This window comes from Mucilaginibacter sp. (genome assembly GCF_025362475.1).
Taxonomy (GTDB): domain Bacteria; phylum Bacteroidota; class Bacteroidia; order Sphingobacteriales; family Sphingobacteriaceae; genus Mucilaginibacter.
The window spans coordinates 1-14,369 of the sequence record NZ_JANYGH010000073.1 but is presented as its reverse complement, the minus strand read 5'-3'; the positions used below and the strand labels follow the sequence as shown (position 1 = coordinate 14,369).

Genomic DNA, 14,369 nt, shown 5'->3' with positions numbered 1-14,369 from the left:
CATGCACTTATTTTGATTTGCAAACCCTATTGTAGTATTATTTGTATTTTTACACAACACATGGATTTTAATTTAACCTCACAATACTTTCCCACCGGCGATCAGCCCGAAGCCATAAGGCAACTGGTTGAAGGTGTAAACAACGGCGATCCATTCCAGACACTTTTGGGTGTTACCGGATCTGGCAAAACGTTTACCATGGCCAATGTTATTGCACAAACACAAAAGCCAACTTTAATACTTAGTCATAACAAAACTCTTGCGGCGCAGCTTTACGGCGAGTTTAAGCAGTTTTTTCCCGAAAACGCGGTGAACTATTTTGTATCGTACTATGATTATTACCAGCCCGAGGCGTTTATCCCAACCACCAATACCTATATAGAAAAGGATTTACAGATAAACGAGGAAATAGAAAAACTGCGCTTGCGTACTACCTCTGCCCTCATGTCGGGCAGGCGGGATGTTATCGTGGTATCGTCCATATCCTGCATTTATGGTATGGGTAATCCGGAGGATTTTGCACAATCGGTTTTTAAATTTGCTGTAGGCACCCGCATCAGCCGGAATGCTTTTTTGCACCGCCTGGTAGAAATACTATATGCCCGCACAACTGCCGATTTTAAACGTGGTACTTTTAGGGTTAAGGGTGATACGGTTGATATTTTCCCGGCTTATATGGATCACGCCTACCGCATCTCTTTTTTTGGAGATGACATTGAAGAGCTGACCACTTTTGATGTAAGCACCGGCAAAACCATCGAAAAAATGACACATATGGTGGTTTACCCCGCCAACTTATACGTTGCCCCGCGCGAGCGTTTTGTACAATCCATCTGGGCGATACAGGAAGAACTGGAAACCCGCAAAAAGCAGTTCATCGGTGATGGCCGCTTTCTGGAAGCTAAACGCCTGGAAGAAAGGGTTAATTACGACCTGGAGATGATTCGCGAGCTGGGCTACTGCTCCGGCATCGAAAATTATTCCCGTTTTTTTGATGGCAGACTGCCGGGTGCACGCCCCTTCTGCCTGTTGGATTATTTCCCTAACGATTACCTGATGGTGATTGATGAGAGCCACGTTACTGTTCCACAAATCAGGGCCATGTATGGTGGCGACAGGTCGCGCAAGATGTCATTAGTTGATTACGGTTTTCGCTTGCCGGCCGCTCTGGATAATCGCCCGCTTAATTTCCAGGAGTTTGAACAACTTGCCCCGCAAACCGTATACGTAAGTGCGACGCCAGGCGATTTTGAGCTCGAAAAATCTGAAGGTGTAGTGGTGCAACAGGTGATACGCCCAACTGGGTTGCTTGATCCAATCATAGAGATTCGCCCGGTAATAAACCAGGTAGATGACCTGTTGGATGAGGTGGACAAGGTTATAAAAATGGGCGATCGCATATTAGTTACCACCCTTACCAAACGCATGGCCGAAGAGTTGGCCAAATATATGGACAGGCTGGGTATTAAATGCCGCTATATCCACTCGGAAGTTAAAACGCTGCAACGTGTAGAAATTTTAAGGGGATTACGCCTTGGTGAATTTGATGTACTGATAGGCATCAACCTACTTCGTGAGGGGCTTGATTTACCGGAAGTATCATTGGTGGCTATCCTTGATGCTGATAAAGAAGGTTTCCTCCGATCTGAGCGCTCATTGATCCAAACTATTGGCCGGGCAGCACGTAATGATCGTGGCCGCGTAATTATGTACGCCGATAAAATAACCGATTCCATGCAGATAACCATGGATGAAACCAACCGCAGGCGCGAAATACAGATAGCCTATAACACTGCGCATGGCATTACACCAACTACCGTAGGTAAAAGCCGCGAGGAGATCATGGAGCAAACATCGGTTGTTGATTTTAAAGGGGGTGTGCAAAAAGCCTATGTGGAGGCTGATATGGCATCCCTGGCTGCTGACCCAATTGTACAGTACATGACTAAACCCGACCTGAAAAAATCAATCGACAACACTAAAAAAGAAATGCTTGCCGCGGCCAAAAACATGGACTTTTTATTGGCCGCCAAACTACGCGACGAAATGTTTGCGCTTGAAAAAATGATGGAAGAGAAGTTTTGATTTGAAAGCTGGCCGATTTGAAAATTTGAAGATGACAGTCACCGTATCTTCAAATTTTCAATTTACCTAATTCTCAAAATACTACAAAAATCATATTCAAACAATTTTAGCGTTATATGCTTATATTTGTAAGCTTAAAGTTAAATCAAGATGCTATTAATTCGTTTCCTGATCATATCAATTTGTGTTTTATACATTATTCGCAGTTTAATGCGGTACCTGATACCTGCATTATTCCAGAGCGTAATAAACAAAGCCCAGCAACAGGCACAACAACAACAGCACTACCGCGAACCCCGGAAGCATGAAGGCGCTATAAAGGTTGATTATATTCCCGAAGGCAAAAAAAGCAAATTACCCGACTCTGAAGGAGAGTTTGTTGATTACGAAGAAGTAAAATAAACCGCCATGCTGCCAGACGAAGTATACAAACGACGCCCAAACCATAATAATACGCCAGAGTCGATAACGCTTATCATTGCAAACTTTATTGTTTTTTCATTAGCCATTCAATTATTTGCTACATGTAATAAAATCAATAACTTTTTTTGGGTGACCGTAGGCGTACTGATTATTTATAATTTTTTTAACGTTCGTAAATACCGCGAAGACTATAAAAAACCCCAGATTATAGCTTACGTTTTAAGTATTGTTATCCTTATTGGCTTCTTTTTCCTGATGCGTGGCAGGTCACAAAACTGTTAAGTAATTCCTTTACAACTAATAATTCCTAATCCCGTTCAAATTTCTATTTTTGAGGAATATATTATCCATTTCAAAAAACTTAGATGAATAACTGGTTCAAGCGTAATAGTGTTCACCTCATTATTGTAGCAATTTTAATAGCAATTTCCTTTGCTTATTTCCTCAGTCCTTTAACGCAGGGTAAAGTTTTATCACAAAATGATGTGATACAGGCCCAGTCCATGCAAAAAGAGATCAATGATGTCAGGGCCGCAACCGGCCACGCCCCATTGTGGACAAATCAGATGTTTGGCGGCATGCCGGCTTACCAGATCTGGGCTTCATTTCCATCAAACATTACATCACATGTGGTTGATATTTTGAAAGCTGTTTTCCCTAACCCTGTTGATACCGTATTGCTTTATTTATTAGGAGCCTATTTACTATTCAGCGTGTTAAGGCTTTCGCCATGGTTAGCCGCAGCTGGTGCAATAGCTTTTGCATTTTCATCGTACAACTTTATTTATATAACGGCGGGTCACTCCAACCAGGCTTATGCCATCGCCTTTTTTGCACCAATACTGGCGGGAATTATTTTAACCCTGCGCGGCAAATATTTGTTAGGGGCATCACTTACTGCTTTTTTCCTTGCTATGGAAATAAGGAGTAACCACGTGCAAATGACTTATTATTTGTTGCTGACTGTTGCCATATATTTAGGCATTGAGCTTTATCATGCCATAAAAGCAAAACAAACCAAACCTTTTTTAAAAGCTATAGGCGCTTTAGCCGCGGGTACATTATTGGCCATTGCCGTAAATGCAGGCACCTTATGGACCACCTACGAGTATAGCCAATACACCATCAGGGGTAAAGCTAATTTAACCTCAAAAGGTACTGTCGGCCCAAATCATGGTCTTGATAGGGACTATGCTTATACCTGGAGCCAAAGCGTGGGCGAGTGCTTTACCTTTTTAATTCCGAACGCCTACGGCGGTGGTTCAAGCACTGTTGTTGGTGAAGATTCAAAGGCCGTAAAAACGCTTGTTGATAATGGCGTTGATCCAGGTCAGGCGCAGGGTTTTATATCACAATCACTGTATTATGGTAATAAACCAGGCACATTTGGCCCATGGTATTTTGGTGCCGCTATATGTTTTCTGTTTGTTTTAGGATTACTGATTGTAAAGAACCGTTTAAAATGGTGGTTGTTAAGCGCTGTTTTATTAAGCATGCTTTTATCATTTGGTAAAAATCTGCCTTTCCTTTCCGATTTCTTTTTCAACTACGTACCCATGTACAACAAGTTCAGGGCAGTTGAATCAACTTTGGTTATAGCAGCATTTTGCTTCCCGATACTTGCCTTACTGGCTATTAACGAAGTTATTACCAATACGGATAAGGCTTTGATTTTTAAACGGGCCAAGATAGCTTTCTACATAACCGGCGGTTTACTGTTAATTATGATTGCTGTACCCGAAGTAGTTTTAAACTTTAAATCTGACGATCATTTAGGTTTCGTTAACAACCTTACCCAAATATTTAAAGGCAATACTGCATTAGCCAATACCGTAGCCAATGGTTTAATTGAAGATAGGGTAAGCCTTGAACGCGCTGATGCTATCAGGTCGTTAATATTTGTATTATTAACTGCTGGACTGGTATGGTTGCTCATTAAACAAAAGATTAAAGCAAACATAGCCGCATTGGTTTTGGCTGCAATTGTTTTGTTTGATATGTGGGGTGTTGATAAACGCTACCTTAAGGATGCCAATTTTGTAGCAAAATCCGACCTGGAACAGCTTTACAGCGCACCGCGCGAGGTTGATCAGTTTATCATGAAAGATCCCGATCCGAATTTCAGGGTATTTGATATGACCTCCGGAGACCCATTTCATGATTCACACTCATCTTATTTTTATAAAACAGTGGGTGGTTTTCACTCTGCCAGACTAAGAAGATTTGATGAGCTTATAGAAAGCCAATTCAGCAAAAGTGTAAATCACGATGTGTTGGATATGCTGAATACCAAGTACATTATTAACGCCGATCCAAAAACAGGAAATGCTACTATGCAAGCTAATCCTACGGCATGTGGAAATGTATGGTTTGTTAAAAGTGTGAAATTTGCAGAGAACGCGGATGAGGAAATGCAGGCTATCAGCAGCTTTTCACCAAAAGAAGAAGCTATTGTTGACAAGCAGTATAAAAGCATGATTGATGGTAAATCGCCAGGAACGGACGCAACTGCAACCATAAAATTAACAAGCTACACACCGGAACACCTTAAATACGAAAGCAGCAGCCCTGTAACCCAGGTAGCTGTATTCTCGGAAATTTATTACGATAAGGGATGGACGATGACTATTGATGGTAAAGAAGAACCTTATTTCCGTGCGGATTATCTTTTACGTGCTGCTGTAATACCTATTGGTAACCACAAAATAAATTTCGATTTCCACCCAACATCTTACTACGCAGGCGAAAATATCTCGTTAGCAGGATCGATCCTTTTAGTACTGGCCTTAGGTGGTGCGGTTTATACCGAAACCAAAAAGAAACCAGTTGCCAAGCCGGCGACGAAGAAGGTGTAGTGAAATTTAAATGATACTAAGAAAAGCGATGGGCGGATAGTTCATCGCTTTTTGCATTTATATAAATAGCAAATATTTTGTAAATTTACGTTATGAGCGCATTGTTAGAAAGGATTACGGTTGATGCAGATATATGCCACGGCAAGGCATGTATACGCCACATGAGGTGGCCTGTTGAAGTGATAATTGATCTGATTGCCTCAGGAATGTCTTTTGATGATATCATTAACGATCACCCCGAATTAGAAAAAGAGGATATTCTCGCATCGTTATCATATGCCAAAATCACCCTATCGGGTAAATCGTTAGAAGAAGTTAGCTAAATGAATTTTCTTATTGATGTCCATTTACCCATCAGCCTATCAAAATTTCTGAATAGTCAAGAACATTGCTCTGCAATTCATGTAAATCAAATACTGCAAAAATGGAATACTACAGATGCAGATATTTGTAAATATGCCGACCTAAATAATCTTGTAGTAATTACCAAAGATCAGGATTTTAAAAACTCGCATTTTGTAAATAAAACGCCTAAAAAAGTAATCAGGATAACCTTAGGTAATATTTCAAATAATAACCTAATTCTACTCTTTGAAAAATATATCCCACGTATTTTAACGTTGTCGTTGAACGAGACTTTTTATTTAGAAGTAAGCGATGAAAGAATTATTCTTAATAGTTGATTGCCTCAATCATTCGTCCTTTTATTTTTCAACCAATACCATCCCAAATTAAAAGCGATCACAAAATGGTTCACAATGGTTGGGATCAATCCATAATTCTGTTTCATGATATCAAAACGTTCCTGCAGGCTTTGCCGGTGCTTCTTTTTTGACATCCCTCCTACCAGGTATTTGGCAACGTAACGATCTACATTTACAATTTTACTGGCTTTTTTAGCCGCCCGGATTATCCAATCAATATCCGCGCTTAGTTGATATTTATTATCATACGGTTCTGTTAGCGCCCTCCGGATATAAATAGCCTGGTGGCTGATGCTCATGCCATATTTAAAGCCTTTCCAGGTAAATTGAGTTGGAGCTTTGTGCCTCCGCTGACCCAAACTTTGGCCATCACCGGCTATCATTTCGGTTTCGCCATAATAAATATCGGCATCATCGCCAGTAGCAAACACCGCGGCAACAGTTTCGACATCATAAAACTCATCGCCGGAGTTCATGAAGATCACATAATCGCCGGTAGCCATGGCCAGGCCTTTATTCATGGCATCATAAATGCCTTTATCCTTTTCGCTGATGAACTTACTTATGCTACCTGCATACTTGTTAATCACTGCTAAAGTGCCATCATTGGATAAACCATCTACAATGATGTATTCTATATTGTTATACGTTTGCCCCAATACAGAAAGCATCGTACGTTCCACATCCTGCACATTGTTATACACCACCGTAATAACGCTTAGCCTGGGGTTAAACATCAGCGCCTCCTTTTAGCAAACTTTTGTAAAGCGCGATATGTTTTTTTGCTATCACCTCTTCCGAAAAGGCATCCATTATGGTTTGCCGGGCCTGCTGCTGTAGCTGTGGCCTTTGTGGATGCTGAATAATCCACTCCATGCCATCAGTAAAGCTCTCTGCCGAACGATAAGTGGCCAGGTAACCGTTGTATTCATGCTGCACCATATCGGGGATACCGCCCGTAGTAAAGGCAATAACGGGCGTTCCGCAGGCAAGGCTTTCCATTACCGTATAAGGAAGATTGTCTTCCAAGGAAGGAATCAGGAAAGCATCAGCGGCGGCGTAGTATTGCGCCAGTTTTTCATCATTGCTTATAGTTCCTAAAAAACTGGTCTTAAAAGGAAAGTCAGGAACACCTTCCGTTCCACGATTGCCAAAAACAACCAGCTCTATATTATCCGCATCGCTACCCAAACGTTGTTTCAATAGTTCCATACTTTCCAACAGGTACTGAGTACCCTTGTGCAGGTCTTTGCGCGATGGCATAAAGCCACTCAGGAAAATAAATTTATCGGCTGGTAATCCGGCCTGCTCTTTTGCCAGTTTCTTATCAATAGGTTTAAAAATATCTGTCTCCAGCGTATTGGGGATCTGGTGAACCGCCTTTCCTTTCATTAAACTACTGGCTTTCACAGAATTTTGCATCCATGAACTGGGTGCAGCTATGGAAAAATCCAAAACCTCGTAAGCTTTATGTTTCTGTTTCCAGATTTGGTTTGAAATATCATCGTCAGCCGCATTGATCAGCAAGGGACAGTTGCCACATTGGCGCAGGTAATGATCGCAGGTATAACGTACATGGCAGCCACCGGTAAAAGCATTGCTATCATGAAAGGTCCATACAACCGGCTTATTCAGCCTGGCAATTTCGGCAATATGCCTGGGGTCAAGAAACCCGTGATTGATCCAGTGCAGATGGATGATATCGGCATTTTTAACATCAGGATGATGAATAACCGAGCGACCGAACCAGGCAAATGAGAAAGGCGTTTTCACCGGTTTTAAAAAGCGCTTGGCCAGTATCCGCTCAAATATGATCTTAAACGCGGTATATGATTTTTGAATTTTATTGGAATTAAAAGTGCCGATATGGGGGTTGTTCCCAAACTTGTAATGGACTACCATCTTTGAATCGACACCCTGCCCAAGTAATGCACGATTTAGACGCATACAACCGCGGCCCGCGCCACCATTACCATCATAGGTATTTAAATGCACTACTTTTAACATGCCTCAAAAATACATTAATCATTTAAAGCCCGATGAGTTAAGTTAACCAACCTTTTGCCGTACAAAACGCACTGCCCGCTGCAATAAACTACCCTTCCGGTGAGCCAGGAAATGTTTTATAGCATGATAAGCCTTTTCATTCTCCTCAATTAAATCAGGGAATTTTTTAACGGGCTGTTGGGAGATATGCACATCGTACATGTTTTCTTTATTGCTATGTACTCCTGTGCCATCATGCCCTATGTTATTAACGAGGGAGCGGGATGGGTTTAGCGTAAGGCCGCCTTTTAAAAATATGGAAGCATACCAGCGTATGGCCCATGAATTATTTTTGCCGGCCTTAAACTCCTGTATCTGTTTCCAGAAATTCATTTTGCCTTCAATAGAAAACCGGAGGATCTTTAAAGTATCAAACTGCGCTATCAGCTTATCAATGTCGGGTTCAAAACTATCCCAGGCATGTGCCCATGTTGCCCATCCCCAACTGCTGGCTGCCCGGTAAAAAAATGACTCGGGCAAATCTTTTTCCTTCAGATTATACATGTAAGCACCTATATGCATTACTTTGGGTTGGTTAGCATATAGCGTTAGCGCTTCATTAAAATATTGCAAGGTATAGGGTGATGATAACAGGTCATCTTCAAATACAATCACTTTACCATACTCGTATACCAATTGAGTAACGCCGCTAATGATCGATTCTGCTAAACCCAAATTATGATCGCGCAAAATAACTTTTACCGATTTAAATCCTGTTGTTTCCTTAGCTACCTGCCTCACTTCATCAACATTGGCGCGGTCGGCCTCTGTTTTGGGAGCATCGCAAAAAATGTACAAACGCGATTCATCGGCCAATACATTTTTTTGTAAATGTATAAGCGTCCGGCGCGTATGATCGGGCCGGTTGTACACAAACAAGGCTATTGGGGCAAGTTTTTGCATCGATCAAAAAAATCAAAATAATTCTGGTTGCTGACTGGCTTTTTTACACAAAACGGTATAAGCGTTTGCAAATTGTTCGCTAACCTTTTTTCCCATCAATTTACTTAATGTTTGTTTCACGGTAAACTCAGTCGCTATCCGCAGATTTTTCAAAAGACTTTTAGGTTTCTTTTGATTAACATACATATTAAACCTGGTTACCTCTGGCTCAATCATAGATGTAAGATCATTTTCAACCTCAAAACCCTCTGTACTCAACAGGTAACGTAAGGAGGTTGGCGTGTATACATTAATGTGCCCATAAGCCAAAAAGTGTTTAATACGGGTATCAACACCGGTTTTATAATCGCGCGGCACTTCAATTACGCAACGTTTAGCAACCCGTTTTATCTCGCGCAGCAACATACGTTCATGCTCCACATGCTCTAATACATGCGAAAGGATGATCAAATCAAAGCTATCATCGGCAAAAGGCAATTTATAACCATCAAATACCTGTGCCGCTTTCAGATTTTTTATCCCACGCGACAAGATGTACTCCACCCCACTACCCGAAATTTCTACCGCCTGGTATTCGGGCGCGAAGTTATTGTCAGATAAGATCTTCAAAATACTGCCGTCGCCTGCGCCAACTTCCAGCACATTGGCAAAAGTTAAGCCTTTGCATACATCAATGATGTGTTGTGCCTTATACTTTGCGCCAAGCATGCGCCAGGCTTCATCGTGTTTTTGATAAAATTGATCGTATGCGGTTTTAAATTCGCCGCCAATAATTGATTCCTGCATTATTATACGAAGGTAAAATTTTTATTGCTTATTAAAACTTTTCCGGAGCAGCTTTCCCCAGTTTGCCAGTAAGGCCATCATTTACTGCTGCAACTAATTTATTGTATTCTTTTTGTTTTGAACTCAGCCTGCTTACTACCCATAAATAACCGAGGTACAAGCCTTTATTTAACTTAAAAACCAGGTGGGAATGTATAGTCACCTTTGAATAAAAATACATCCGGTTACGTATGGCATAATAGGTTCTGAAACTCCACAGGTTCAACAAATGCGAATGGAAAGGTTTAGGCTGATAGTTTATACCCTGCGATTGATCAATATCAATAACCTTGCAGTTGGGTATCAGCCAGATGACAGCGCCCGATTGCGTGATGCGATAAGTATACTCCGAATCATCTACATAAACAAAGAACTTTTCATCGGGATAGCCAATCACCTCAACCAACGAGCGGTGCATCAACAAACCACCGTAGGGTACATAGGGCATCATCGCCTTATCCTGGTAAGGCACGCCCGTTCCAAACCTGTCGTTCTTTTTATATCGCTGATTTTTAAGAACATTAAAAATATTAAAGCCCATAAAATTATCGGGCACCAGGTAATACCTCGACGGGTTTTCGCCACGGGCTATTTTAACATGGGGCAGCCTGTCTTCGCGCAAGCAATAAAGCGCTTTTTTGTTATTCTCTCCTTCTATTTCATCCCATTTGGCAAGCAGGCCGGCAAGCGCGTTTTCGGCCGGCATATTATCATCATCAAGCAGCCACACCATATCGGCATCAGTTTGCTGATAAGCATATTCAATAGCCTGTTTATATCCCCCGGCCGAGCCTATGTTTTCTTCATTATTTAAAACAACAACACGGCTATCATTCAAGCCGGCAACCTTATCATCCACACTATAAGCCGACGCGTTATTAACTACCACAACCTGTGTTACCTGCGCCAACGATAGCAGCCGGTTTAGCACCTGCTCCAAAAATTGCCACCTATTTGCATAGGTAACCGTTAACACACACACTTTATATTTTATATTTGCCATCGAATGCGTCAAAATTATCATTTTACTTCATACAATACACGGCTAAAAACTGAATGGGCATAATAAAGCAACAAACAATTAAGGGTTCCATTTATTCGTACCTGGGTGTTTTAGTTGGTTTCCTCACCGTAACTGTCCTTCAGCCTTATTCATTAACACCGGCACAAATAGGGCTTATAACGCTACTTGCTTCCTTATCCGCTTTATTTGCCCAATTCTTCATACTTGGCTTTAATGGTACAGCAAGGTATTTCCCTTACTTCCGCAGCGAGGAAAAGCAACATCATGGCTATTTATTTTTGGCGTGCCTGGTAGCCCTGGTGGGTACCATATTACTTTTACTGTTCATGTATGCATTTAAAGATGTAATAGTTGGCCGGAATGCCAAAACCATTCTATTTAAACAGTACTACTGGTACTTGTTGCCGCTTACCTTTTTCACCTTATTCTTTAATGTATTTGATCTGTATGCCCGGATGCTTTATAACATCACCACGGGTCTGATACTAAGGGAATTTACTAAAAGAATTTTCATACTGGTACCTATTTTGCTGGTTTACTTTCGCTTGATTGATTTTGATTTGTTTATGATACTTTGGCTTGTAGCCAACGTGATCACCACCTTTCAAATCATGGCCAGACTTATTAAAGACAAGCAATTTTCGCTTAAGCCCAATTTTGAATTCCTGGATAAAGACATGATCAATAAATTAGTTGGTATTTGTTTTTTTACCATCTTAACAGGCTCGTCGCCTTTAATTATCCAGAATATTGATACGTTACTGATTTCAAAAAAACTGGACCTGGCCCATACTGGTGTATATGCGCTGGCTTTTAATTTTGGACTCATTATTTCATTGCCTTCGCGGTCATTATACAGCATCTCCTACACCATTGTTTCTGAATCATGGAAAACAAGCGATTTGAAAAACATCAACACCGTTTATGAGAAAAGCTGTGTAAACCAGATCATCAGCGCGCTATTTTTGTTTGTGCTGATATGGGCCAGTATTGACAATGTTTTTGCTTTTTTACCTCCCGATTTTAAGGCCGGTAAGTACGCCGTATTTTTTGTTGGCCTGGGGTATTTTATCGACTCTGCTACGGGTATTAACCTGGTGATATTGGCCACTTCAAAATATTTCAGATATGAGGCCCTGTTTAACTTACTGCTTGTACCGGTTATTATTATTTTAAATTTAGTCCTGATACCTAAATATGGCATTACCGGATCAGCCATCGCATCGGCAGCAACTTATTTTATTTTCAACCTTTTCAGGTACATATTTATCTGGGTAAAATTTAAAATGCAGCCGTTTGACTTTAAATGCTTGCTGGCATTAGTTACAGGCGTGCTGGTTTATTACCTGTCGTTATGGATCATTCCGCATGTGCAGAATTATGTTGTTGACACTGTTTTACGCACAGCTTTTATTACCGCGCTTTATTTACCGGCTGTTTACTTTTTAAAACTATCCGAGGACATCAACGGGATCATTGATAGCCTGGTGCTGAAGCTGAAACGCTAATTTTACTAAAAAGCCGGCAAATTATTATTGAGGAGAAGGCAGCGGCTCATACACCATATTTTCAGGAAGAATGCCTTCAAATAATTGAGCGTTGTAAATATTGGTACCCCAACCCGCAGGAATAACATCGGCAGGAAAAACATAGATATTGCTTAATTTATTCTCAGAATTTTTGAAATTCACTGCATTTTTGCCCATAAAAATATTTGAACTCGGCAGCCCCGAATAGTTACGATAATATAAACCCACATTAGTAAAGGATTGGGCCTTACCATATATGGTGTTATTAACTATAGACATATTACTACCCCCGGAAACGGCCATTCCATATTCACCGGGATTCACCAGGATATTATTTTTTGCTACCATATATGAACCACCGCCATCTCCCAGCATAATGCCACCACCTGAATGACTCGGTCCGCCGCCTCTTATCCAGTTGCCTTCTATTAAAATAGGGCTTAAAGGCAACCCATTGCTTTTTAACATGCTTATAGCATCTTCCGCGTAACTCTTATCTAAAACATTTTCAACTTTATTAAATCTTACCTGGTTGCCTGCTCCGCTTACATTTTTAAATTGTACAAATTGGCCTTCTGGAAAAGGCCCCAGCATATTTTTAGCCTGGCAATTGGTAACACTAATTGTTTGGCTATTTTCGGCAGATATCCCCGTCGGAACTTCGGAAAGGTAGCAGCTATCGATTTTAATATTGGTACACTTGGATACATTAATGCCAGGCCTTTTTCCATTACTTACCTGGCAATGTTTAATGGTAATATTCTCACAGCTTACCAGCGTTATTTGCGATGTTGATATTCCGCTTATAATCGCATTGTGAACGGATGTCAATGTTAGCGGTTCAGAATACCTGAACTGTATGTTTTGAGTTTCAGCTGCGTACATCTCTTTAACTATGGCTGCACCTATAGTGTTATATCCAGTATCAATACTGTTGGTATTGAGTTTTAGGGTGTCAACAACAGGGGGCGCGACATTATCGATGGCAGATTTCTTTTTGCAGGAAATAAAAAATGGAATCAATGATAAAGAGATACAGAACGCAGCAGCTTTTAATATTGAAGGTACTTTTGTACATCCACACATGCGGTTGATTTTTTGTGTAAGGTTTAATTATATTACCAAGTCAAGTACCATTGATTGCCAAAAATATGTTTTTTTGGCAATCAATGGTGCATAAAAAAAGCGTGCGAATAATAAAAATATCTGCACAAAAAAAGCCCTCCGGGATTACCGAAGGGCTTTTGTATTTTTATTTACTAACCTATTATTGGTTTGTAAATCTCTTAGCGTTAATACGTCTTTCGTTTTCGTTCAGGAATATTTTACGTAAACGGATACTTTGTGGTGTTACCTCAATGTATTCATCTGCCTGGATATACTCCATTGATTCTTCTAAAGAGAATTTAATAGCTGGTGCAATCCTAACGTTTGTATCACTACCTGATGCACGCATGTTGGTTAACTGCTTGCCTTTGGTTAAGTTAATAACCAAATCGTTATCGCGGATGTGCTCACCTAATACTTGTCCTTCGTAAACATCAACTCCCGGATCAATGTGGAACCTGCCACGATCCTGTAATTTATCAATAGCGAAAGCAGTGGTTTTACCAGTATCCATTGATACCAATACACCATTTAACCTGCCAGGAATCTGGCCTTTCCATGGCTCGTATGCTTTAAAGCGGTGTGCCATGATAGCCTCACCACCTGTAGCTGTTAATACGTTGTTACGTAAACCAATGATACCACGTGCAGGGATATCAAACTCTAAGTGTTGTAAGTCGCCTTTAGGCTCCATGATCAACAAATCGCCTTTACGTTGTGTAACCAGTTCAATTACTTTACCGGCAACTTCGCCCGGTACATCAACAATAAGGGTTTCTACCGGCTCACATTTAACTCCGTCAATTTCTTTAACGATAACCTGTGGCTGACCAAACTGCAATTCGTTACCTTCACGACGCATGGTTTC

The 14,369-nt window shown here is 40.9% G+C and carries 13 protein-coding genes and 1 pseudogene; 7 read left to right on the top strand and 7 right to left on the bottom strand.

The window, feature by feature from the left end:
• Positions 1-60: 60 nt before the first annotated feature.
• The 6 genes from uvrB to Q0R88_RS27230 all read left to right on the top strand — a co-directional run bounded on the left by uvrB (position 61) and on the right by Q0R88_RS27230 (position 6,046).
• Positions 61-2,085, top strand: coding sequence for an excinuclease ABC subunit UvrB (gene uvrB, locus Q0R88_RS25405; RefSeq protein ID WP_295721273.1), 2,025 nt, complete (start codon positions 61-63; stop codon positions 2,083-2,085).
• A 150-nt stretch (positions 2,086-2,235) separates the two neighbouring features.
• Positions 2,236-2,487, top strand: coding sequence for a DUF4834 family protein (locus Q0R88_RS25400; RefSeq protein ID WP_295721271.1), 252 nt, complete (start codon positions 2,236-2,238; stop codon positions 2,485-2,487).
• Positions 2,488-2,493: 6 nt separating this feature from the next.
• Positions 2,494-2,790, top strand: a complete 297-nt coding sequence (locus Q0R88_RS25395) for a hypothetical protein (RefSeq protein ID WP_295721269.1) — start codon at positions 2,494-2,496, stop codon at positions 2,788-2,790.
• An 83-nt stretch (positions 2,791-2,873) separates the two neighbouring features.
• Complete coding sequence (locus tag Q0R88_RS25390; protein WP_295721267.1) at positions 2,874-5,363, top strand: YfhO family protein; 2,490 nt, start codon at positions 2,874-2,876, stop codon at positions 5,361-5,363.
• A gap of 92 nt (positions 5,364-5,455) precedes the next feature.
• A complete protein-coding gene (locus tag Q0R88_RS25385; protein WP_295721265.1) occupies positions 5,456-5,686 on the top strand; it encodes a DUF433 domain-containing protein in 231 nt (76 codons plus the stop codon).
• Positions 5,687-6,046 carry a DUF5615 family PIN-like protein gene (locus Q0R88_RS27230; protein ID WP_366087983.1) on the top strand — a complete coding sequence of 120 codons (360 nt, stop codon included), beginning with the start codon at positions 5,687-5,689 and terminating at the stop codon, positions 6,044-6,046.
• 5 nt (positions 6,047-6,051) lie between these two features.
• Here Q0R88_RS27230 and Q0R88_RS25380 read toward each other — a convergent pair whose 3' ends face one another.
• The 5 genes from Q0R88_RS25380 to Q0R88_RS25360 are packed head-to-tail and all read right to left on the bottom strand — an operon-like array spanning position 6,052 to position 10,844.
• Positions 6,052-6,804: a glycosyltransferase family 2 protein gene (locus Q0R88_RS25380; protein WP_295721263.1), complete on the bottom strand. Its 753-nt coding sequence runs from the start codon at positions 6,802-6,804 to the stop codon at positions 6,052-6,054.
• Entirely contained in the window at positions 6,797-8,074 is a 1,278-nt protein-coding gene (locus Q0R88_RS25375; protein ID WP_295721261.1) for a glycosyltransferase family 4 protein, read from the bottom strand. Before Q0R88_RS25375 ends, Q0R88_RS25380 begins: the two co-directional genes overlap by 8 nt.
• Before the next feature lie 42 nt (positions 8,075-8,116).
• Positions 8,117-9,016: a sugar transferase gene (locus Q0R88_RS25370; protein ID WP_295721259.1), complete on the bottom strand. Its 900-nt coding sequence runs from the start codon at positions 9,014-9,016 to the stop codon at positions 8,117-8,119.
• Positions 9,017-9,028: 12 nt separating this feature from the next.
• Positions 9,029-9,802 carry a class I SAM-dependent methyltransferase gene (locus Q0R88_RS25365; RefSeq protein WP_295721257.1) on the bottom strand — a complete coding sequence of 258 codons (774 nt, stop codon included), beginning with the start codon at positions 9,800-9,802 and terminating at the stop codon, positions 9,029-9,031.
• A 31-nt stretch (positions 9,803-9,833) separates the two neighbouring features.
• Positions 9,834-10,844: a glycosyltransferase gene (locus tag Q0R88_RS25360; protein WP_295721255.1), complete on the bottom strand. Its 1,011-nt coding sequence runs from the start codon at positions 10,842-10,844 to the stop codon at positions 9,834-9,836.
• 53 nt (positions 10,845-10,897) lie between these two features.
• Here Q0R88_RS25360 and Q0R88_RS25355 point away from each other — a divergent pair, with 53 nt between their 5' ends.
• The gene (locus Q0R88_RS25355; RefSeq protein WP_295721253.1) at positions 10,898-12,373 is read left to right on the top strand and encodes a polysaccharide biosynthesis C-terminal domain-containing protein; all 1,476 of its coding nucleotides are present in this window, start codon (positions 10,898-10,900) and stop codon (positions 12,371-12,373) included.
• Positions 12,374-12,397: 24 nt separating this feature from the next.
• On the opposite strand, the gene Q0R88_RS25350 is transcribed toward Q0R88_RS25355, so the two are convergent.
• Together Q0R88_RS25350 and Q0R88_RS25345 are read right to left on the bottom strand one after the other, a co-directional pair.
• Entirely contained in the window at positions 12,398-13,480 is a 1,083-nt protein-coding gene (locus Q0R88_RS25350) for a right-handed parallel beta-helix repeat-containing protein (protein ID WP_295721251.1), read from the bottom strand.
• Positions 13,481-13,661: 181 nt separating this feature from the next.
• Positions 13,662-14,369 (bottom strand): annotated as a pseudogene (locus Q0R88_RS25345) (translational GTPase TypA); the annotation flags it as partial.